The sequence below is a fragment of the Geodermatophilus marinus genome (assembly GCF_003428645.1).
Classification (GTDB): domain Bacteria; phylum Actinomycetota; class Actinomycetes; order Mycobacteriales; family Geodermatophilaceae; genus Geodermatophilus.
This window is the reverse complement of record NZ_QVQH01000007.1, coordinates 130,312-150,418: the sequence shown is the minus strand read 5'-3', so window position 1 is coordinate 150,418 and position 20,107 is coordinate 130,312. Positions and strand designations below refer to the sequence as shown.

The following is a 20,107-nucleotide window of genomic DNA, read 5'->3' as shown; positions in this document are numbered from 1 at the left end:
GACCGGTGCCGGGCGCTCGGCGCCGGGCGCCCGACGGGGCGCGGCTGGAGGGGCTTGATGCGGGGGACTCCCACGGCCATCGCGGGGCGCGGCGCCCTGCTGGCGGTGATGTGCACGGCGGCTGCGCTGGTGGTCGGCGCCGGGTCGTCGCTCACCCTGGCGCTGCCGGAGCTGGCGGCCGCGACCGGGGCGGGCCAGACCGCGCTCACCTGGGTGGTCATCGCCCACCCCCTGGTCGTCGCCGGCCTGCTGCTCCCCCTCGGGGTCGCCGCGGACCGGTTCGGCCGCCGCGAGGCGCTGCTGGCCGGGCTCGGGCTCGTCGCCGTCGCGAGCATCGCCACCGCCCTCGTGGACCAGGTCTGGCAGCTCGTGGCGCTGCGTGCCCTGACCGGGGTCGGTGCCGCCGTCGTGCTCCCGGTGACGCTGGCGGTGCTGCTGGACGCCGTCCCCCGGCAACGCCGGCCGGGCGTGATCGGGTGGTGGCTGGCGGTCACGGGCGCCGGCGCGCTGCTCGGGCTGCTGCTCGCCGGTGTGCTGCTCGAGTTCTCGTGGTGGGGCAGCGTGCCGGCCGCGTTCGGCGCGGCGGCCGCCGTCGTCCTCGGGCTGAGCGCGCTCGTCGTCCCGCCGGCGCGCGATCCGGACCTCCCCGTCGACCCGGTGGGCGCCCTGCTCCTGCTGCTCGGGCTGGGGGCGCTGGCCTTCGGGGTCGTCGAGTCCCCGACGCGCGGCTGGATCGACCCGGCCACGATCGCCGCGCGGGCCGCCGCCGCGGGTCTGCTGATCACCTTCGTGCGCCGGCAGCTGCGCAGCGGCACCCCGCTGCTGCACCTCCGGCTGCTGCGGTCCCGCGGGACGGCCACCGGGAACCTGGTGGTCCTGCTGCTGTTCCTGGCCCTCTCCGGCCTGCTCTTCCTCCTCCCCCAGTGGCTGGTGCACGTCCAGGGCCTCGGGCCGCTGGCGGCCGCGCTGTGGCTGACCCCTATCGCGCCGGGGTTCGCGCTCGCGGCGGCGCTCGTGCCGGTGCTGGTGCGGCAGGCGGGAGCCCGGGCGGTCGCGGCCGGCGGCCTCGCGGTGCTGGGCGCCGGCTTCGTGCTGCTGGCCGTCCTCGCCGGCGTCGGGACGCCGCTGTGGCAGGTCGGGGTCGCGCTGCTCCTCTGCGGGGCGGGCAGCGGCCTGGCGCTCGGACCGGCCGCCGCGCTGGTCACCGACGACCTGCCGGCCGACGCACAGCTCCGGGCGGCCGCGGTCGGCGCCGCCGGCCGGCAGGTGGGGGCGGCGCTCGGCGCGGTCGTGGCGGCCGGTGCGCTGCTGACCGGCTACGCGGGCGAGGTCGCCGGCGTCGTCCGCGGCCTGCCCGCCGACGCGGCCGCGCAGGTGCAGGGCGGGGTCACCCCGGCGGTCGAGGTGGCCGGCGGGCTCGGGGTCCGCGGGGCCGCCGTCGCCGAAGGGGCGCGGGACGCCTTCGCCGCGGGGCAGGCGATCGCGATGCTCGTGGGCGCCGCGGTCCTCGCGGCCGGCGTCCTGGCCTGCGTCCTGCTCCGCCCCGGCACGGCTGGGCGGCTGCGGGCGACGGCAGGCCGCCGGCCGGCCGAAGGTGCCGCTCCCGCCGCGGCCGCTCCCGCGCCGGCGACCACCGTCCCGGCCCCGGCCGTGGCCCGGTCGGCCACCCCGGTGCCGGCCGGGCCGGGCCGGGGCCTGCCGGCCTGGGCAGAGCGCGCGGCCACTGCTGCGGTGGCGCTCGCGGTGCTCGTCGGCATGGGCGTCCTCGCCTCGGTGCTGCGCGAGGGCGTCGGGGAGACCGAGGCCAGCGGTCGCGCGGCGTCACTGGCCATCCGCGAGTCCGATGCCGCCCCGACGCCGGCCCCGGGCGGCGAGATCGGCGAGGCGCTGCCCGAGGCGGAGTCGCCCGCCGACGGCGGTGGCGGCGGTGGCGGCGGCGGTGGCGGCGGCGGCGGTGGCGGCGCCCTGCTGGCGCCACCCGTGGCCGGCTCCCCGGCCGCGGTCGTCGCCGGGGGCACCCCGGCCGGTGGGGCCTCCGCGGCCCGCCAGCCGCTGGCCGCGCCGGGCACGACCGCCGCAGCCCCGCCGACGACCGCGGCCGCGGGGACGCCTGGTCCCGGCAGCACGAGCGCCGGCACCACGAGCCCCGGCAGCACGAGCCCCGGCAGCACGAGCCCCGGCAGCACGAGCCCCGGCACCACGAGCCCCGGCACCACGAGCCCCGGCACCACGAGCCCCGGCAGCACGAGCCCCGGCACCACGAGCCCCGGCACCACGAGCCCCGGCACCACGAGCCCCGGCACCACGAGCCCCGGCACCACGAGCCCCGGCACCACGAGCCCCGGCACCACGAGCCCCGGCACCACGAGCCCCGGCACCACGACGCCACCAGGGACGACGACCGCACCCGGGACGACCACGGCGCCGGGGACCACCACGGCACCCTCGCCGGTCACCACCCCCCCGCCACCGGCCACCACCCCGCCACCGGCCACCACCCCGCCACCGGCCACCACCCCGCCACCGGCCACCACCCCGCCACCGGCCACCACCCCGCCACCGGCCAGCACCCCGCCACCGGCCACCACCCCGCCACCGGCCACCACCGAGGCGCCGGCCACCACCGAGGCGCCGGCGGGGACCACCGCCGCGACCGGCACCGGTAGCACCTGACCGGCGGCCCCCGGACGCCTGGCCCGACGGCCGCCGGCCCCGTCCCGGGACCGGGAGCGGCTCAGCGGCTGCGGTAGAGGCGGGTGGTGATCGGGAGGAACACCGCGGCCAGCGCCGCAGCGACCGCGAGGGACACGGCGACGGCCGTGCCGTCCGGTGCCCCGTCGACCAGGGACCGGGTCGCGGTGACCAGCACCGAGATCGGGTTGACCTCGACGAAGGCCCGCAGCGGCCCGGGCAGCGTCGCCGGGTCGACGAAGACGTTGGACAGGAAGGTCAGCGGGAACAGCACGGTGAACCCGGCGTTGAGGACGGCGTTCGGCGCCCGCAGGAGCAGGCCCATCACCGTGAAGACCCACGACAGGCCGAACGAGAAGACCACGACCAGCCCGAGGGCGGCCAGCGCGCCGGGCAGGCCGCCGTCGGGCCGCCAGCCCAGGACGAACCCCAGCACCAGGATGACCGTGCCGGCGATGACGTAGCGGACGCTGTCGCCGAGCAGCGCTCCGAGCAGCGGGGCCGGCCGCCACACCGGCAGGGAGCGGAACCGGTCCACGACGCCCTTGGTGAGGTCGGTGTTCAGCGTGACGCCGGAGTAGACGGTCGTGAAGAGCACCGACATGACGAGGATCCCCGGCAGCACGTACTGCAGGTACGCGCCGGTGGAGCCGGCGATGGCGCCGCCGAACAGATAGGTGAACATCAGCACGAACATGACCGGCGTCAGGGTGACGTCGAGCAGCTGCTCGGGCACGTGCTTGATCTTGAGGATGCCGCGCCAGCCGAAGGTCAGCGCGGTGGCCAGCCGGCCCGGCCGCGGCGGTCGCGGCGTGGAGGCGATGGCCCTCCGGACGGCGACGGTGTCGGTGGTGCCGGACGCGGCGCTGGTGGCGGTCACGACGGCTGCTCCTCGGGAACGGGGGCCGCGTCGGCGGCCAGGTGGCCGGTGAGGGCCAGGAAGACCTCGTCCAGGCTCGGCCGGCCGAGGGAGAAGTCGGCGAGGGCCACCCCCGCCCGGGCCAGCTCGGCGACCCCGGCGGCGGCCCGCGCGGCGTCCTCGCAGGCCGCCGACAGCGCGGCGCCGTCCGGCTCCAGCACCACCGGGCCCACCGCCTGCTCGAGCCCCCGGGCGGCCTCGGGGCGCTGCTCGGGGTCGATGAGCCGCACGTGCAGCGACCCGCTGCCCGCCGACGACCGCAGCTGCCCCGGGGTGCCCTCGGCGATCACCCGGCCGCGGTCGATCACCACGAGGCCGTCGGCCAGCTGGTCGGCCTCCTCGAGGTACTGGGTGCACAGCAGGATCGTCGTGCCCTCGGCGACCAGCGCCCGGGCGATCTCCCAGACCTGGGTGCGCGAGCGCGGGTCCAGGCCGGTGGTGGGCTCGTCGAGGAACAGCAGGGGCGGGGTCACCACCAGGCTCGCCGCGATGTCGAGCCGGCGGCGCATTCCGCCCGAGTAGTTCTTCACCAGCCGCCCGGCGGCCCCGCTGATGCCGAAGGCCTCCAGCAGCTCGTCGGCGCGGGCCCGTGCGGCGGCCCGGCCCAGCCCGAGCAGCCGGGCGATCAGCACCAGGTTCTCCCGGCCGGTGAGCTCCTCGTCGACGGAGGCGAGCTGGCCGGTCAGGCTGATCGCACCGCGGACGGCGTCGGCCTCGCCGACCACGTCGTGGCCGAGCACGCATGCGCTGCCGGCGTCGGGTCGCAGCAGCGTCGCCAGCATGCGGATGGTCGTCGTCTTCCCGGCGCCGTTGGGGCCGAGGACGCCGTAGACCGCCCCGGCCGGCACCGCGAGGTCCACGCCGTCGACGGCCCGGGTGGCACCGAAGGCCTTGACCAGCCCGGTGGCCTCGATCGCGAGTTCACGTGGCACGGGGCATCCCCTCCTCGGCAGGGCCGCAGCGTCCCGCGACCCACCGACAGAATCTGCGCGCCCGGGCGCCGGCACCGCCACCGGATTTCTGGCGGCCGTCCCGCGCCGCAGGCATCACCTGCGCCGCCGCGCCGGCCCGTGCCCGGCTACCTGCTGCCGTTCCAGGCGGTCACGCTGCTGCTCGCCCTGGTGCTGCGGGAGCTCCCGCTCTCCGACGTGGCCGCCGGCCGGCGCGGGCCCGGGACCCCACCGGTCCCGGGCCCGCGCCACCGGCCGAGCCACCACCCGCAGGCCCCGGCCGCGACGATGCCCAGGAGCAGCAGCACGGCGGCCCACAGCCGCGGGTCGCCGTGGTCGAGCTGTGCCCGGTAGCGGGCCAGCACGGCCAGCTCCAGGGCCCCGAAGACGGCGTAGGCCGCCGCCGGCCCCCGCAGCCGGGCGAGGTCCCGCTCGCGGACCACGAGGGCGGCCGCCACGCCGAAAGCCAGCAACCACGACCCGACCACCTGCGCGGACAGCGGCGTGAGGTCCCACGGCAGCACCCCGATCACCAGCGTGGTGTGGTGGTGCTCCCCGAGCCCGCCGACGAACAGCACCGCACCGGCCGCGCCCAGGACCGCGCCCTGCACGGCGACGGTCCGGGCCAGCCAGGTCGGCATCGGGCGGACGACCGCGTGCCGCACGGCGCCCCCCTGCCGGACGGCCTCGCTGCCCTGCCGGACGGTCACGGCCAGGCAGGCCACCGGGACGGCGAGGTAGACGCCCAGCCAGAGCCAGGCGGCGAACCGCGCGACCGGTCCCCCGTCGGCCAGGCTGAGGCGGTGGGCGTGGTGCACCGAGGCGCACAGCACCAGGGCGGTGAAGACGCCGACGGTCACCACGGTGACGCGGACCCGGTCCCAGGACCGCTCCCGCAGCGCCGCGGCCGACAGCAGGCAGCCCGCCGCGTAGGCCGCACCCAGGAAGGCCGCCGTCATCGGCATGTGGATCGGCCAGGCGAACTCCTCGTGCGCCTGCGCCGGCCGCATCAGCAGGGCGACGACGGCGAGCGCGGTCAGCCCGACGAAGGCCCCCAGCAGGACCCTGGTGCCGGTCAGCACCCCCGCCCGCTCAGGGCTCGGCGCCGCCGGCCGGGACGGCGCGGCGCAGGGGCTGGCTGGAGCCATGGATGACCTCCGGACGACGCTCCCGCCACTCGCGGCGGGGACCCGGCCGCCCGGCCGGGTCGCCCGTGAGCGTGCCGCGGTCCGTGGCGGCGGTCATGACCAGAACTGACCATCTTCGGCCGCCGGCACACGGGAGCGGGCTGCCGCCGCGGTCCGTCAAGGCCGCACCGGCAATGTGTGGACAGGACGTCGACCTGGGGATTCGCGACACCGGCGACCTCGCGCGGCGGTAATGTCCGTACACACGTTCGAGACGGTGGAGCGGGAGGTGACCCGGCGGTGGAGCAGCTGTCGAGCGCGCTGGACGAGCTGGCCGGCGCCGAGCTGGCCACGGCGTTCGGCCCGGAGCTGCTGGCCCGCCTGGGTGGGCTGCTGGTCGCCCAGCACCGGCTGGCCGCCGAGGTGGCCCGCACCGTGCGGGCCTGCGAGCTGGCCGGCGCACCCGAGTTCGACGGGCTCAAGACCATGGCCGGCTGGCTGCGCGGGCACGGGCGCATGTCGACCCTGACCGCGGCCGGGCTGGTCCGCGCCGGCCGGGCCCTGGAGGCGCTCCCCGCCCTGGCCGAAGCGCACGCCGCCGGGGCGGTGTCGGCCGAGGCCGTGGCGACGATCGCCCCGATCACCCGGGAGGAGAACCTGGCCGCCGCCGCGGCCGCCGGCGTGGACCTGGCCGAGGTCGACCGGCTGCTCACCGACCTGGCCGCCGCGCGCCCGCACGCCGACCTGGTGCAGGTGGTGCGGCACTACCTGGCCGGCCTGGACCCCGACGGGCCCGAGCCCGACCCCACCGAGGGCCGCCGGCTCTCCCTCGTCCGGCACGCCGACGGGTCGCTCACCGGCCGGCTGGAGCTGGATGCCGCCGGCGGGGAGAGGCTGCAGGCCACCCTGGAGAGCCTCCTGCAGGCCGGGCGGTGCGCCGGCGACGAGCGCACCCGCCCCCAGGCGCAGGCCGACGCCCTGGTCCAGCTGTGCGATCTCCAGCTCGCCGCCGGCACCCTGCCGGTGCTGCGTACGGTCAAGCCGCACGTCGCCGTGGTCCTCGGCGCCGCCGACCTGGTCGACCCCGGCACCGGCCCGGGTGCGGCGGAGCTGGGCTTCGGCGCCACGATCTCCGCCGCCCGGGCCCGCTGGCTGGCCTGCGACGGGGCGGTCACCCGCATCGTGCTGGGCCCCGACGGCGCCCCCCTGGACGTCGGGCGCACCCACCGGGTGGTGCCCCCGCACCTGCGCCGGGCGGTGGAGCGGCGCGACCGCGGGTGCGTGTTCACCGGCTGCGGGGCTCCCACCCACTGGTGCGACGTGCACCACCTGCTCGCATGGGCCCTCGGCGGAGAGACCAGCCTCGCCAACAGCGCGCTGTTGTGCGAGCGGCACCACACCAAGGTCCACCACGGCTTCCGCGTCGAACGGCAACCCGACGGCACCTGGCGCACCTGGCGCCCCGACGGCACCCAGATCCACATCCCGGCCCCACCACTCGCCGCCTGAACCGGACGGCCAGAGCGAGAACCACGGACCCGGCGCACCCCCGCGTGCGCCGGGTCCGCGGGCTGCCCGCGCCACGGGCGGAAGGCGGCACCGGACGGGTCCGGAGCCGTGCGCGCACAGTCAGTGCAGGGCGGCGTCCGCCGGACCGGTGACCCAGCTCCGGAAGCGGACAACCAGTCCCGCGCACGTCGGCGCACAGCGGTACGGACCCGCCGCGACAGGGACGCCGGCCGGGAAGGCAGCCACCCGCACCAGCCGGAGCGGTTCGTCGTCCTGCTGCGCCTACCGGACCCGGGCACTGACCGGACGCGTGCGCCCAGCGGTCGCGCGCCGTCCGGGCCCGTGACGGGGGCCCGTGACGGGGGGCACCCCCACCCGGGCCGCGGGCCTGGGAGCATCGGTGCGGGGGTGCCCGCGTCCCGGCCCGGCCGGAGGGGCACCCTCGCACCGGCGGCGGGAGAGGAACCCCGCGCCGGCTCGACAGTGCAGGAGTGGACGAGGGACATGCCGCAGGGCACCGTGAAGTGGTTCGACGCAGGCAAGGGGTTCGGGTTCATCGAGCCCGACGACGGTGGACGCGACGTGTTCGTGCACTTCTCCGCCATCGCCGACACCGGGGGGTACCGCAGCCTCGACGAGGGGCAGCGGGTGGAGTACGAGGCCAGCCAGGGCCAGCGCGGCCTGCAGGCCGACACCGTCCGGCCGACCGGTGAGGCGCCGGCCCGCCCGTCCGGCGGCCGCGACCGCGGGCCGGGCGGCAGCACCGGGGGCAGGGCCGCCGCGGGCGTGGCCACCGGCACCGTGTCGTGGTTCAACGCCGAGAAGGGCTTCGGCTTCATCACCCCGGACGACGGCGGCGCCGACGTGTTCGTGCACTTCTCCGCGATCGCCGACACCGGCGGCTACCGCTCGCTCGACGAGGGCCAGGTCGTGCAGTACGAGGCCACCCAGGGCCAGCGCGGCCCGCAGGCGGAGAACGTCCGGCCCCTCGGTGGTGGCCCCGGCGGCGGCTCCGGCTACGGCGGCGGGTACGGCGGGCGGGACGGCGGCTCGCGCGGCGGCTACGGCGGCGGCCGGGACTCCGGCGGCCATGGCGGCGGCCCGCGCGGCGGTGCCCGGCGCCCGGCCCCGCGCGGCGGCGGCGACCGCGTCGGCGGCACCGTGAAGTGGTTCAACGCCGAGAAGGGCTTCGGCTTCATCTCCCCGGACGACGGCGGCGCCGACGTGTTCGTGCACTTCTCCGCGATCGCCGACACCGGCGGCTACCGCTCGCTCGACGAGGGCCAGCGGGTCTCCTTCAGCCCCGCCGAGGGACAGCGCGGCGTGCAGGCGGAGGCCGTCGAGCCGGAGTGACGGCCTGAGCGCGGTACGGCCCGACCCGGCCCCGTCACGCCGCCGACACGGCGGCGGAACGGGGCCGGGTCACGCTGGGGGCAGGTGGTCGACGGCGGGCGGACTGGAGGGGCGCGTTCCGGGGTAGGGACGCACCACCTCTGGGACGTCGGCCTCAGCCACCGGCCCCGTACCCCGCCGGAAGGCCGCCATGACCGCTCACGCCCCCCGCCTCCCCGATCTCGACCGCTCGATCCTGGACGCCTTCCGCGCCCTGGCCGAACTGCGCCGCCGCTTCGACTCCGCGCCGTGCGGCGAGGACGCCCTGGCCTGCGAGGTCGCCGAGGCACGGGTCAACGAGCTGCTCGACCTGCGGTGGTCGCTGCGCCGCGCACCCGGCACGGAGCTCGCCGCCCCGGCCGCCTGAGCACCCGCGGCCGCGCCCCTCCGCGCCGCTCCGCGCGCCGCCGCCGCGCCCCGCCCGCCCGCCCGGATCACCCCTCTGCCAGGGTCTGGCGGGGACGGGAGGTCGGCGGGGTGGCGGAGCGGGGTTTCCGGGCGGGTCTGCGGGACGGCGCGCCCTACGGGGGCGCGGTCTTCGTGCTGGCCGTCTCGTTCGGGGTGGTGGCGACCGACCTCGGCATGCCCCCGGCGGCGGCCGTGGTGATGTCCGCGGTCGTGTACTCGGCCTCGGGGCAGCTGGCCGCGCTCGGCATCGTGGGCGCCGGCGGCGGGCTGCTGGCGGCCGCCGGCGCGGCGGCCCTGGTCAGCTCCCGGTTCCTCCCCATGGGCCTGGCGCTCGGGCCCTCGCTGCGGGGCAGCCGGGCACGGCGGGCGCTCGAGGGGCAGGCCACCGTCGACGCCTCCTGGGCCATGGCCGCCCGCGGTGACGGGACCTTCGACCGCGAGTACCTGTTCGGGCACTCCGCGGCGCAGTACGTGCTCTGGGTCCTCGGGACCCTCCTCGGCGTCGTCGTCCCGGCGTCGGTCGACGTGCGGGTGCTCGGCCTCGACGTCGTCTTCCCCGCCTTCTTCCTGGCGATCCTCGCCGGCGAGGTGCGCGACCGGCTGCGCCTCGGCGTCGCGCTCGCCGGCGCGGCGATCGCGCTGGCCCTGGTCCCGGTCGCCGCGCCGGGGCTGCCCGTGCTCGCGGCCAGCACGGCCGCGCTGGCCGGGTTGCGGAGGTCGGGGTGACCGCGGGGACGGCGTGGCTGCTGGTGCTGCTCTGCGCGGCCGTGCTGGTCACCATCCGCGGGGCCGGCCCGGCGCTGACCGGGGCACGGCAGCTGCCGCCGGCCGCCGTCCGGGTGGTCGTGCTGCTGTCGTCGGCGCTGCTGGCGGCGCTGGTGGTCACCGCGGCCCTGGCCGACGGCGGCGAGTGGCGCGTCGGGGCCGACACCGCCGGTGTGGCGACGGCCGGGGTGCTGCTCTGGCGGCGGGCGCACGTGCTGGTCGCCGTCCTCGCCGCCGTGCTGGTGACCGCCGGCCTGCGCGCGCTCGGCGTCCACTGACCGGGGGTACCACCGGGGGGCCGGCTCAGGCCTCCGCCGTGCGCACGGAGGGGTGCGGCACCGGGCGGACCTCCCGCGCGCCGTCGAGCCGGTGCCCGCCGTCGCACACGAGCGCGAGGTGCACCGGCTCCCCGCAGTCGCGGTGCCGCAGCTCCAACGGGGCCACGCCGTCCTCGGCGAGGTAGCGGTCGCCCCACTCCATGAGCGCCACCAGGGCGGGGTAGAGGTCGACGCCCTTGCGGGTCAGCCGGTACTCGTGGCGCTGGCGCTCACCCTCGGCCTGGTACGGCACGCGCCGGAGCAGCCCCTGGTCGACGAGGGTGGCCAGCCGGTCGGTGAGCACCGCCCGCGGCGCGCCCAGGGTGCGCTGCAGGTCGGCGAAGCGCCGGACGCCGAGGAACGCCTCGCGGAGCACCAGGAGGCTCCACTTCTCCCCCACGATCGCCAGCGTGCCGGCGACCGAGCACCGGGACCGGTCCCACCGCGCCTCGCTCATGCCCCCAGTCTACGACGCTGGGTTCGCTTGACGAACTCACTCGACCGGGGCAGAGTTCACCTCACGAACTCAGGAGGTCGGGATGGACATCGCGGTGGCGACCAGGCCGGTGCGACCCGAGGACGCCGAGCCCTTCCGGCGGCTGTGGGGGCGGCTCTCGCCCGACACGGTGTACCGCCGCTTCCACGCCCCGCTGCGCTGCCTGCCGGCGGGCTGGCTGCACCGGCTGGTGCACGTCGACCACGACCGCCGCGAGGCCCTCGTCGCCGTCGTCGGCGGTGAGGTCGTCGGGGTGGCCCGCTACGACCGCTCCCCCGCCGACCCGGCCACCGCCGACCTGGCGGTGGTGGTGGAGGACGCCTGGCAGGGCGTCGGGGTGGGCCGCCAGCTGCTCGCCGAGCCGACCGACCTCGCCGCCCGGCGCGGCGTCGCCACGCTGACCGCCAGCGTCCAGGCGGACAACGAGCGCGCCCTCGGGCTGGCCCGGCGGCTGCTGCCCCACGCCTCCCTCACCCCCGACGGCGGGGTCCAGGCCCTGCGCAGCCCCGCCGTCCGCCGCACCGCCCCCACCCCGGCGCCGACGCCCGTCGGCGCCTGACCACCGGAGGTCCGACCATGTCCCGCCTGCGCACCGCCCTCAGCGCCCACCGCCGCGACCGCGCCCGGCTCCGCGAGGAGCGGGCCCTCGAGCGGTGGGCGGCCGCCGCGCCGACGCTGGAGTCCGCCCACGAGCTGCGCACCCTGGCCACCCGCCGCTGACCGCGGCGGGCGACGGCCCGGCCACCGGGGGCGGCGGCCGGCCCGCCGTCACCCGGGTGGGCACCCGACGATCTCCCAGTAGGAGTCCTTGCGCCGGATCCGCCCGTCCGGGGGCAGGTCGAACAGGCCGCACCCGCGGACCCGCACGGCCTCGCCGGCGGTCGTCGTCCCCGTCAGCAGCCACCCGCGGGCGCACCGGGAGGAGGGGTCCCGGCACGCCCCGGGCACCCGTCCGGCCGCAGCTCCCGGTAGGCGCGCGCCAGGTCCGGCAGCTGGAAGTGCGCGTTCAGCCCGCTCGGGTTGGGCGCCACCCACGTCTCGGCGCCGCCGATCCGCTCCGGTTGACGGCCCAGCACCGCCCGCGGCCGGCCGAACCCGGTGCGGTACGCGGTGATGCCCAGCACCGCCAGCACCCGGGGCCGCCAGGTGTCGACCAGCGCCGCCAGCAGCTCCGCGCCCGTCGCCAGCTCGGCGGGCGTGAGCTCCGCCGCGGTGCGGGTCGGCCGCGCCACCAGGTTGGTCACGCCGAGGCCGTACCGCGGCAGCTCGCCGTCCTCGGCGGGGGTGAGCCGCCGCGGGGTCAGCCCGGCCAGGTGCAGGGCGGGCCAGAAGCGGTTGCCCGGCCGGGCGAAGTGGCGCCCGACCTCCGCCGAGCGCAGCGAGGGGTTGATGCCGCAGAAGAGGACGTCGAGGTCCGGGGCGACGACGTCCCGGAGCGGCTTGCCGGCGACCGTCACGCGGGTCCGGTCACCGCCGCCACGACCGCGGGCGCGACCGCCTCGGCGACGGCGCGCAGCTCCTCGTCGGTGCGGTCCTGCACCGGGTGCGGCACCAGGACGACCGGCGCCGGGAAGCCGAGCGACTCCCCCTGCACCCGGGCGGCCTCGGCGAAGGCCTCGCTGGCCAGGAACACCCCCACCACGCCGCGGGCCTCGAGGTCGGCGATGTCGTGCACACTGCACGACGTGCACGAGCCCTAGTCGGCCAGTGCCTCGATGACCACCTCGCAGCGCTCGGCGATCTCCTGCCGCAGGTCCACCGGCGCCGGCCGGGCGAAGGTGGGCTTGCGGAAGCGCAGCACCCGCGCGCCCTCGCGTTCGAGCAGCTCGGCCAGCCGGTCGAGGACGACGTCCCCGCGGGCCTTGGAGATGTCCAGCAGCCCCACCGTGCGGCCCGCCAGCCCGTCGGGCCGTGGCCGCAGCTGCCGGGACGCCGGCGCCCGCTCGCCGGTCGGGTCGAGGACCGTCCTCATGTCCGTACCTCCCTGGTCACGGGCGCGCTGCCCGAGGTCCCCGACACCCAGCCGCCGATCACCGCGCTGAACAGCCCGGCGTCCCCGCCGGCGTGCGCCACCAGCAGCCCGCCCGGCCGGAACTTGGGCAGCTCGTCGGCACCCGACCCGGCCGGCATCCCCTCGGCCATCCCCCCGGCCCCGCGGACCAGCTCCCCGACCGGCAGGGTGAGCAGCTGCTCCAGCTCGGCCACCAGGCGGGCGCGGTCCCAGCCGGCCCCGCGGAACACCCGGCCGTGCTCCGGGGAGACCACCAGCAGCGCGTCGAAGGCGAGCACCAGCTTGGGGTGGGCGACCGAGCGCAGGCAGGCGGCGAAGGTGCGGGCCAGCGACCCGGGGTCCCGGCTGAGCTGGTCGACCACCGGCTGGACCCCGGCGCCGGCGAACACGGTGACCGCGTCGCCCGGTACCCCGCGGTCGGCGGCCAGCGGCGCGAACGGGCTGCCCTCCTCGCGCTCGGCGAAGCAGAACGTGTACTTGCCGGGGTTGCCCAGCGTCGCGCGGTCCACCTCACCGGGCCGGCCGCCGCCGACGTTGCGGACGACGAGCTGCAGGGCCCGCCCGATCGTGGCGTTGGCCCGGTTGCCCTGGCCGAGCGCGTTCACCCCGCTGTTCATGCCGATCCGCCGGGTGATGCGGCCGTTGACGACGACGACGGGGCCGGAGAAGTAGGTGGTGGCCAGCAGCCCGTGCAGGGCGAACTCGTCGGCGCAGGCGGCCTCGACCGCGGCGAGCACCACCGGCAGGTGCTCGGGCCGGCAGCCGGCCAGCACCGCGTTGACCGCGACCTTCTCGACCGTGCACGGCACGAGGTCGGGCGGGACGACGGCCACCACCTCACCCGGGTCCCGCGAGGTGCCGCGCAGCATCGCCAGCACCCGCTCGGGCGTGGGCGGGACGACGGGCAACCCGTCGGTCCAGCCGCGGGCGAACGCCGCCTCGTGCTCGTCCTCGCGGTCGGCGAGCTCCACCCGCCGGCTGGCCAGCCCGTCGCCGAAGCGGGCCTCGAGCGCGTCCACCCGGTCGGGGTCCACCGACAGGGACCCGCAGCCGGGCCGGTGCTCGGGCAGCCCGGCGCCCAGCCCGCTCACCCCGCTGAGCTCCTCCCACTGCGGCCGGCTCCAGCCGACCACCCGGGCCGTCTCGGCGCCGCCCTCGACGCGCAGCAGGGTCGGGACGGTCTCCACCCGCAGCCGCCAGGACAGCTCCAGCGAGGTGTCGTCACCGGCGAACCAACCCGGGTCGTCCTGGCACCAGACGGCGGCGCCCAGGCCGCGGAGCACCGGCTCCACCAGCACGCACGTCGGGCAGTCGCGCTTGACCACGGCGACCAGGCCGTCGGGCAGCTGCACGGGTCGACGCTAGCGCCCGGGGCCGGTCGGGCACGACCCGCCCCGGGAGGTCTTCCGCCGGGCGCCCCGCGCGGCCAGGGTCGGTGGATGACCGTCGACGAGCGACTGCGCGAGCTGGGCATCGAGCTGCCCGCGCCGATGGCCCCCGGGGGGACCTACCGGCCGGCCGCCCGCGCCGGCGACCTGCTCTTCGTGTCCGGGCAGGGCCCGGTCCTGCCCGACGGGGGCCTGGTCACCGGCAAGGTGGGCCCGGGCGGGCTGGACCTGGACACCGCGCGGGGCGCGGCCCGCCTGACCGGGTTGCAGGTCCTCGCCGTGCTGCGCGCCGAGCTCGGCGACCTCGACCGGGTCGGGCAGGTGGTGAAGACCCTCGGCATGGTGAACACCGCCCCGGGCTTCACCGCGACCCCCGCGGTCGTCGACGGCTGCTCCGACCTGTTCGTCGAGGTCCTCGGCGAGGCCGGCCGGGGCGCCCGCTCCGCGGTGGGCGTGGCCGCGCTGCCCTTCGACATCGCCGTGGAGGTGGAGGCCGTCGTCCTCGTGCGCTGAGCGCGGGCCGGCGGTGGTTGGCTACGGGTATGGACGACGCCGTTCTCGCCCAGCTCATCGACGCCCTGCCCGCGGGCACGGTCCTCACCGAACCCGACCTCACCGAGTCCTACCGGGACGACTGGACCCGCTCCCCCGCGGCCGGCCGCCCGGCGGCCGTGGTGCGGGCCGGGTCGGCCGCCGACGTGCAGACCGCGGTGCGCTGGGCCGCCGAGCACCGGGTGCCCGTGGTGCCCCGCGGTGCGGGCAGCGGGCTGGCCGGGGGCGTCACCGCGGTCGAGGGCTGCCTGGTGGTCAGCACCGAGCGGATGACCGCGATCGAGGTGGACCCGGTCCAGCGGATCGCCGTCGCCGGGGCGGGCGCGCTCAACGTCGCGGTGAAGGAGGCCGCCGCCGTCCACGGCCTGTGGTACCCCCCGGACCCCGGCTCGTTCCGCATCAGCTCCGTCGGCGGCAACGTGGCGACCAACGCCGGCGGCATCTGCTGCGTGAAGTACGGCGTCACCACCGACTACGTCCTCGGCCTCGACGTCGTGCTCCCCGACGGCCGGCTGGTCACCCTCGGCGGGACGACGGTCAAGGACGTCGCCGGGCTGCCGCTGCTCAAGCTGTTCGTGGGCAGCGAGGGCACCCTGGGCGTGGTCACCCGCGTCGTCCTCCGGCTGCTGCCCGCCCAGCCGCCCGCCGCCACCGTCGTCGCCTGGTTCGACACCCCGCAGCAGGCCGGGGCAGCCGTGGCCGCGATGGGGGCGCGGGTCCGCCCGGCGATGCTCGAGCTCATGGACCGCGCGACGGTCAACGCGGTCGAGGACTTCCGCCCCCTGGGCCTGGACCGCACCGCCGGCGCGCTGCTGGTCGGGCAGTCCGACGCCCCCGGGGCCGCCCGCGCCGAGGAGGTCGAGGTCATGGCCGCCTGCTGCCGGGAGGCCGGCGCGCGGGAGGTGCTCAGCACCGACGACCCCGCCGAGGGCGACATGTTCCTCGAGGCCCGCCGGGCCGCAGGGCCGGCCCTCGACGCCCTCGGCGCGTTCATGGCCGAGGACGTCTGCGTGCCGGTGCACCTCGTCCCCGACGTCCTCGACCGGATCGCCGAGCTGGCCCGGCGGCACGGCGTCGACGTCCCGGTGTTCGCCCACGCCGGCGACGGCAACCTGCACCCGGCGATCCGCTACGAACCCGGCGACCCGGACTCGGTGCGCCGCGCGGAGGCCGCCTTCGCCGACATCATGCGGGAGGCGATCGCCTGCGGCGGCACCATCACCGGCGAGCACGGGGTCGGGCGGACCAAGCGGGCCGCCCTGCCCGAGCAGCTCGGGCCCGACGTGCTCGAGCTCAACCGCCGGGTGCGCGCCGCGCTGGACCCGCTGGGGATCATGAACCCCGGCGCCCTCTGCTGAGGCGCGGCGGGCGGCGTGGGCCGGCGGGCGGCGCGCGGGACCGCGGCGGACGGCGACCTGCAGCGGGCCGTGGCGGCCGAGCTCCCGGCCCTGCTGCGCACGGCCTGGCTGCTGACCGGGGACACCGGGCGCGCCGAGGAGCTGGTACAGGTCGCGCTCTCCCGGGCGGTCACCCGCGGCCGGCTGGCCGAGGGGGCCGCGCTGGAGGCGCTGCTCGACGCCGCGGCCGGCCGGCGGGGGCGGGCCGGGCAGGCGCTGGTGCCCGCGGACGACGGGTTCCCGGACGGCGGGCTCACGGGCGGGGTCGGGGACGGCGTCGCGGGCGGCCCGCTCGCGCGGGTGCTGCCCGACCTCCCGCCGCACCGGCGGGCCGACGTGCTCGGCCGGGCGGCCGCGGGTCCCCGCGCGGGGCCGGCGCGGTGGCGGCTGTCCGACGAGGCCGCGGTCGCCGACCTGCTCCGCCGGCGCCGCCGCACCCGGCGGTGGCGGGTCGGCGTCGCGGGCGCGGCCGTCGCCGCCCTGGCGGTCGGCGCCCTGCTGGTCGCACCCGGGCGCGGTACCCCACCGGGTCCTCCCGCCGGGGCGACCGCGGCCGCCCCGGCGGGCCCGTCCGCGCCGCCGGACCCGTCGGTGCCGGTGCTCGCCGGCCCCACCCGCGGCTCGCTCGCCGGGGACGCCGCCTTCCTCGCCGCCGTGCGGGAGGCCGGCTGGGGGGCGCGGGTGGCGCCGTCCCCGGACCGCCGCACCGTGGTGTACGCCGGTGACACCCCGCACGGCCGGGCGGCCCTCCTGGTCGGCCGGGTGGACGACGACCTGCGCGGGGTGTGGCTCACCGGGCCGCCCGGCGCCGACCCCGCGGAGCTGGCCCCGTTCCAGCCGCCGGCGCTGGGGCCCGGCCGGCCGGCCCCGCTGCTGCTCGGCGGGCCCGGGCCGGCGTCGCTGGTCGTGGTCGCCGCGCCCGGTGACGCGGTGGAGGTCTCCGACCGGCTGCAGGTCGGCCCGCGCGGGACCGTCGGGCGCACCTACCGGCCGGTGGCCGACGCGGCCGGGGTCGCCGTCGTCCCGGTGACCACCACCGCCGGCGGCACGGGCGTGAGCGTGCGCGTGACCCGGGACGGCCGGGAGGTGTGGCGCTCGGGGGTCGGCGGGCCCCGCGAGCTGCCGCCGCCGGAGGCGCCCGACCTGGAGCCGCTGCGGCCCGGCGGCACCCCGCCCGCCGATCGGGTGCTCGCCCAGGCCCTGCGCGAGATCGCCGTCCCCCTGGGCGTGGAACCCGAGGTCCTGGAGCCGGTCCTGCTGTGGGCCGGCCGGTTCCCTCTGGACGAGGTCCCCGGGACGGCGGTGGTCGTGGTGGGCCGCAGCCCCGGGGGCGGGCTGGTCGTGACCACGTGGGCGGCGCAGGTGGGCCCGGCGGGGGCCGGCCGCGCGGTGCCCTGCGGTGTGCAGACCCCGCCCGGCACCACGGAGGTCTCCCGGCTGGTCGTCGCCCGCGTGTGCGACCTCTCCGAACCCGAGCGCGAGCCCTCCCCCGCGGGGCGCTGGCTGGTGGTCACCGCACCGGACGCGGCCGCGTCGATGGCCGTGCTGGACCGGCGCGGGGCCGTGCTCGGCACCGCGCCGCTGGAGGGGGGCAGCGCGGCCCTGCCCCTGCCCGAGGGCGCCCGCACGGTGCGCACCCGGGACGCCACGGGAGCGGCCCTCGCCGAGGTGGCGGTGGCGGCCGCGCCGTCGGCCCCGTTCGGCGACTACGGGCCCGGCCCGGCCGGGTGACCCCGGCGGGCGCGGGTGCCGTGGGTGGCGCAGCTCCTCAGCGCCAGCGGTACTCCAGCTCCGGGCGGCCCGTGCCGCCGTACCGCGGCGCGCGCTCGACCAGCCCGGTGTCCGCCAGGTACTCCAGGTAGCGCCGGGCGGTGATCCGCGACGCGCCGATCACCTGCCCGGTCTCGGCCGCCGACAGCCCGTCCCCGGCGCGGACGGCGGCCACCACCGCGTCCAGCGTCTCCCGCCCCATCCCCTTGGGCAGCGGCGCCGACCGGGACGGGCGCACCGCGTCGAGCACCCGGTCCACCTCGTCCTGCCCGGCCGCGTCGCCGCCGCCGCGCAGCCGCGCCCGGTACTCGGCGTAGGCGAGCAGCCGGTCGCGCAGCGCCGGGTAGGTGAACGGCTTGAGCAGGTAGCCGACCACGCCGTGCGCCGCGGCCGCGCGCACGGTGGACAGCTCGCGGGCGGAGGTCACCGCCAGGACGTCGACGTCCGCGCCCGCCGCGCGGATCCGCCGGCACAGCTCGATGCCGTGCGTGTCGGGGAGGTTCATGTCCAGCAGCACCAGGTCGACCGGGCCGCGGGCCAGCGCCTCGAGGGCCTGCGCGCCGGTGGCGGCGACCGCGGTCGCGGCGAACCCCGGGGTCCGGGCCACGTAGGCCCGGTGCGCCTCCGCGGCGACCGGCTCGTCCTCCACCACCAGCACGGAGATCCCGGCCCCGGGGGTCACGGCGCCGCCCCGGCCGGCGACCGCAGCGGCAGGGTCACGCGGAACTCCGCCCCCGGGCCCGGGCGCACCCTCAGCTCGCCGCCGTGCCGGCGCACGACGGCGGCCACCAGCGCCAGGCCCAGCCCGTGCGGCGCGCCGTCGGCGGCCTTCGTCGTCCAGCCGCGCCGGAACACCCGCCCGAGGTCGGCCGCAGCGATCCCGGGGCCGGTGTCCTCGACCCGGACCTCCAGCGCGCCCCCGACCACCTCGAGGCCGACCTCGACCTCCCGCGGCGGGTCGCCGGCCAGCGCGGCCTCGATCGCGTTGTCCAGCAGGTTGCCGACCACCGTGACCAGGTCCCCGCCGGGCAGCCCGGTCGCCCCGACGCTGCCGGCGTCGATCTCCAGCCGCACCCCCCGCTCGGCCGCGGTGGCCGCCTTCCCGAGCAGCAGCGCGGCCAGCACCGGCTCCTCGACCGCCGAGACCACCCGGTCGGTGAGCTCCTGCGCGGTGCGCAGCTGCTCGGTGGCGAACTCGACCGCCTCGTCGGTGCGGCCGAGCTCGACGAGCGAGACCGTGGTGTGCAGCCGGTTGGCCGCCTCGTGCGCCTGCGCGCGCAGCGACTCGGCGAAGGAGCGCACGCTGTCCAGCTCGCCGGTCAGCCGCTGCAGCTCGGTGCGGTCGCGCAGGGTCACCACCGTGCCGCCGCCGGCGCCCGACGGCGGGGCCTGGCTGACCACGAGCACGCGGCTGCCGGTCAGGTGCACCTCGTCGACGGCGGTGCGGCGGCTGGCCAGCACCTCGGCCAGCTCCGCGGGCAGGCCCAGCTCGGTGACCCGGCACCCCGTCGGGTCACCGGGGAGGTCGAGCAGCCGCCGCGCCTCGTCGTTGACCAGCTGCACCCGCGCGTCGGCGTCCACCAGGAGCAGGCCCTCCCGGACGGCGTGCAGCACGCCGTGGTGGTACTCGACCATCCGCGCCAGCGCCTCCGGGGAGAGCCCGTGGGTCTGCCGGCGCAGCCGGCGGGCCAGCGCCCAGCTGCCCAGCGCGCCGGCGGCCACCGTCGCCGCGGCGGTGCCCGCGATCCCCGGGACGGCGGCGGCCAGGTCCCGGCCGATCGCCTCGACGGTGACCCCCGCCGACACCAGCGCGACCACCTCGCCGTCGGCGCCGAACACCGGGCCCGTCGTCCGCACCGAGGGCCCCAGGGTCCCGGTGTAGGTCTCGGTGAAGGTCCGGCCGGCCAGCGCCGGGGCGATCGTGCCCAGGAACGGCCGGCCGATCTCCGCCGGGTCGGGGTGGGTCCAGCGGGTGCGGTCGGGGGCGAGGACGGTGACGAAGGAGATGCCGGTGTCGGCGCGGACCTGCTCGACGTAGGGCTGCAGCACCGCGGTCGGGTCCGGGCCGGCCACCGCGTCGGCCACCAGCGGCGAGTCGGCGATGCTCTCCACGACCGCGACGGTCTGCTCCTCGGCCGTGTCCCGCACGGCCTCCCGCGCGTCCAGCCAGGCCACCACGGTCATCGCCAGGACGAGGACGCCGACGACCGCGGCCTGCAGCACCAGCAGCCGGCGGGCCAGGCTGGTCTCCCGGGGCCGGGTGCCCCCCGGAGGGCGGGGACGGGCGGAGGCGGGCACGCAGCGAGTGTCCCGCGCTGCCGCGCGCGGGGCGTGAACGGAATGAACGCATCCGTGACCGCGGTCACCGCATCCCGCACCGTGATCCGCGTCGCCCTCCCGGTCGACTCCCCGCAG

General features: G+C 78.5%; 20 protein-coding genes and 1 pseudogene. 11 read left to right on the top strand and 10 right to left on the bottom strand.

Features of this window, described 5'->3' with window-relative positions:
• The first annotated feature begins 57 nt into the window (after positions 1-57).
• Positions 58-2,673, top strand: coding sequence for an MFS transporter (locus D0Z06_RS10415; RefSeq protein ID WP_158579933.1), 2,616 nt, complete (start codon positions 58-60; stop codon positions 2,671-2,673).
• Between the two features lie 61 nt (positions 2,674-2,734).
• Here the strand turns inward: D0Z06_RS10415 and D0Z06_RS10410 are convergent, their stop codons facing one another.
• From D0Z06_RS10410 to D0Z06_RS25320, 4 genes are all read right to left on the bottom strand, one after another.
• Positions 2,735-3,571 (bottom strand): ABC transporter permease, encoded by an 837-nt coding sequence (locus tag D0Z06_RS10410; protein ID WP_117377296.1) that lies wholly within the window; start codon positions 3,569-3,571, stop codon positions 2,735-2,737.
• A complete protein-coding gene (locus D0Z06_RS10405; RefSeq protein WP_117377295.1) occupies positions 3,568-4,542 on the bottom strand; it encodes an ATP-binding cassette domain-containing protein in 975 nt (324 codons plus the stop codon). Before D0Z06_RS10405 ends, D0Z06_RS10410 begins: the two co-directional genes overlap by 4 nt.
• 146 nt (positions 4,543-4,688) lie before the next feature.
• The gene (locus tag D0Z06_RS10400; protein ID WP_117377294.1) at positions 4,689-5,642 is read right to left on the bottom strand and encodes a hypothetical protein; all 954 of its coding nucleotides are present in this window, start codon (positions 5,640-5,642) and stop codon (positions 4,689-4,691) included.
• A 10-nt stretch (positions 5,643-5,652) separates the two neighbouring features.
• Positions 5,653-5,805 carry a hypothetical protein gene (locus D0Z06_RS25320; RefSeq protein ID WP_158579932.1) on the bottom strand — a complete coding sequence of 51 codons (153 nt, stop codon included), beginning with the start codon at positions 5,803-5,805 and terminating at the stop codon, positions 5,653-5,655.
• 182 nt (positions 5,806-5,987) lie between these two features.
• On the opposite strand from D0Z06_RS25320, the gene D0Z06_RS10395 reads away from it, so the two are divergent.
• The 5 genes from D0Z06_RS10395 to D0Z06_RS10375 all read left to right on the top strand — a co-directional run bounded on the left by D0Z06_RS10395 (position 5,988) and on the right by D0Z06_RS10375 (position 10,039).
• A complete protein-coding gene (locus D0Z06_RS10395) occupies positions 5,988-7,196 on the top strand; it encodes an HNH endonuclease (protein ID WP_117377293.1) in 1,209 nt (402 codons plus the stop codon).
• A 504-nt stretch (positions 7,197-7,700) separates the two neighbouring features.
• Complete coding sequence (locus tag D0Z06_RS27260) at positions 7,701-8,549, top strand: cold-shock protein (RefSeq protein WP_117377292.1); 849 nt, start codon at positions 7,701-7,703, stop codon at positions 8,547-8,549.
• A 190-nt stretch (positions 8,550-8,739) separates the two neighbouring features.
• Positions 8,740-8,955 carry a hypothetical protein gene (locus D0Z06_RS10385; protein ID WP_117377291.1) on the top strand — a complete coding sequence of 72 codons (216 nt, stop codon included), beginning with the start codon at positions 8,740-8,742 and terminating at the stop codon, positions 8,953-8,955.
• A gap of 110 nt (positions 8,956-9,065) precedes the next feature.
• Positions 9,066-9,722: an AzlC family ABC transporter permease gene (locus D0Z06_RS10380; protein WP_233517589.1), complete on the top strand. Its 657-nt coding sequence runs from the start codon at positions 9,066-9,068 to the stop codon at positions 9,720-9,722.
• Positions 9,719-10,039: an AzlD domain-containing protein gene (locus D0Z06_RS10375; RefSeq protein WP_117377290.1), complete on the top strand. Its 321-nt coding sequence runs from the start codon at positions 9,719-9,721 to the stop codon at positions 10,037-10,039. Before D0Z06_RS10380 ends, D0Z06_RS10375 begins: the two co-directional genes overlap by 4 nt.
• Positions 10,040-10,064: 25 nt before the next feature.
• Here D0Z06_RS10375 and D0Z06_RS10370 read toward each other — a convergent pair whose 3' ends face one another.
• Positions 10,065-10,535, bottom strand: a complete 471-nt coding sequence (locus D0Z06_RS10370) for a winged helix-turn-helix transcriptional regulator (RefSeq protein WP_117377289.1) — start codon at positions 10,533-10,535, stop codon at positions 10,065-10,067.
• A gap of 82 nt (positions 10,536-10,617) precedes the next feature.
• Here D0Z06_RS10370 and D0Z06_RS10365 point away from each other — a divergent pair, with 82 nt between their 5' ends.
• Together D0Z06_RS10365 and D0Z06_RS25315 are read left to right on the top strand one after the other, a co-directional pair.
• Complete coding sequence (locus D0Z06_RS10365; RefSeq protein ID WP_117377288.1) at positions 10,618-11,133, top strand: GNAT family N-acetyltransferase; 516 nt, start codon at positions 10,618-10,620, stop codon at positions 11,131-11,133.
• A 17-nt stretch (positions 11,134-11,150) separates the two neighbouring features.
• Entirely contained in the window at positions 11,151-11,294 is a 144-nt protein-coding gene (locus D0Z06_RS25315; RefSeq protein WP_158579931.1) for a hypothetical protein, read from the top strand.
• Between the two features lie 173 nt (positions 11,295-11,467).
• On the opposite strand, the gene mug is transcribed toward D0Z06_RS25315, so the two are convergent.
• From mug to D0Z06_RS10340, 3 genes and pseudogenes are all read right to left on the bottom strand, one after another.
• Positions 11,468-12,031: a G/U mismatch-specific DNA glycosylase gene (mug, locus tag D0Z06_RS10355; RefSeq protein WP_117377286.1), complete on the bottom strand. Its 564-nt coding sequence runs from the start codon at positions 12,029-12,031 to the stop codon at positions 11,468-11,470.
• Positions 12,028-12,546 (bottom strand): annotated as a pseudogene (locus D0Z06_RS26920) (UGSC family (seleno)protein). The gene mug and the pseudogene D0Z06_RS26920 overlap by 4 nt, the downstream one beginning before the upstream one ends.
• Positions 12,543-13,937: a thioredoxin domain-containing protein gene (locus D0Z06_RS10340; RefSeq protein WP_117377283.1), complete on the bottom strand. Its 1,395-nt coding sequence runs from the start codon at positions 13,935-13,937 to the stop codon at positions 12,543-12,545. The pseudogene D0Z06_RS26920 and the gene D0Z06_RS10340 overlap by 4 nt, the downstream one beginning before the upstream one ends.
• 87 nt (positions 13,938-14,024) lie before the next feature.
• Here D0Z06_RS10340 and D0Z06_RS10335 point away from each other — a divergent pair, with 87 nt between their 5' ends.
• From D0Z06_RS10335 to D0Z06_RS10325, 3 genes are read left to right on the top strand one after another with little or no spacing between them, the layout of a single operon-like run.
• Entirely contained in the window at positions 14,025-14,486 is a 462-nt protein-coding gene (locus D0Z06_RS10335) for a RidA family protein (RefSeq protein ID WP_117377282.1), read from the top strand.
• A 29-nt stretch (positions 14,487-14,515) separates the two neighbouring features.
• Positions 14,516-15,883, top strand: a complete 1,368-nt coding sequence (locus tag D0Z06_RS10330) for an FAD-binding oxidoreductase (protein ID WP_117377281.1) — start codon at positions 14,516-14,518, stop codon at positions 15,881-15,883.
• A gap of 15 nt (positions 15,884-15,898) precedes the next feature.
• Entirely contained in the window at positions 15,899-17,653 is a 1,755-nt protein-coding gene (locus D0Z06_RS10325; protein WP_117377280.1) for a SigE family RNA polymerase sigma factor, read from the top strand.
• Between the two features lie 37 nt (positions 17,654-17,690).
• Here D0Z06_RS10325 and D0Z06_RS10320 read toward each other — a convergent pair whose 3' ends face one another.
• On the bottom strand, positions 17,691-18,374 hold the full coding sequence (locus tag D0Z06_RS10320; protein ID WP_233517588.1) for a response regulator: 684 nt from the start codon (positions 18,372-18,374) through the stop codon (positions 17,691-17,693).
• Complete coding sequence (locus tag D0Z06_RS10315; protein ID WP_233517587.1) at positions 18,371-19,990, bottom strand: sensor histidine kinase; 1,620 nt, start codon at positions 19,988-19,990, stop codon at positions 18,371-18,373. The genes D0Z06_RS10320 and D0Z06_RS10315 overlap by 4 nt, the downstream gene beginning before the upstream one ends.
• Positions 19,991-20,107: the final 117 nt, after the last annotated feature.

Excerpts from the sequence above, each read along its gene's own strand:
- D0Z06_RS27260 (WP_117377292.1), top strand. The coding sequence starts at position 7,701 with ATGCCGCAGGGCACCGTGAAGTGGTTCGACGCAGGCAAGGGGTTCGGG.
- D0Z06_RS25315 (WP_158579931.1), top strand. The coding sequence starts at position 11,151 with ATGTCCCGCCTGCGCACCGCCCTCAGCGCCCACCGCCGCGACCGCGCC.
- D0Z06_RS25320 (WP_158579932.1), bottom strand. The coding sequence starts at position 5,805 with ATGACCGCCGCCACGGACCGCGGCACGCTCACGGGCGACCCGGCCGGG.
- D0Z06_RS10385 (WP_117377291.1), top strand. The coding sequence starts at position 8,740 with ATGACCGCTCACGCCCCCCGCCTCCCCGATCTCGACCGCTCGATCCTG.
- D0Z06_RS10330 (WP_117377281.1), top strand. The coding sequence starts at position 14,516 with ATGGACGACGCCGTTCTCGCCCAGCTCATCGACGCCCTGCCCGCGGGC.
- D0Z06_RS10415 (WP_158579933.1), top strand. The coding sequence starts at position 58 with ATGCGGGGGACTCCCACGGCCATCGCGGGGCGCGGCGCCCTGCTGGCG.
- D0Z06_RS10370 (WP_117377289.1), bottom strand. The coding sequence starts at position 10,535 with ATGAGCGAGGCGCGGTGGGACCGGTCCCGGTGCTCGGTCGCCGGCACG.
- D0Z06_RS10335 (WP_117377282.1), top strand. The coding sequence starts at position 14,025 with ATGACCGTCGACGAGCGACTGCGCGAGCTGGGCATCGAGCTGCCCGCG.
- D0Z06_RS10365 (WP_117377288.1), top strand. The coding sequence starts at position 10,618 with ATGGACATCGCGGTGGCGACCAGGCCGGTGCGACCCGAGGACGCCGAG.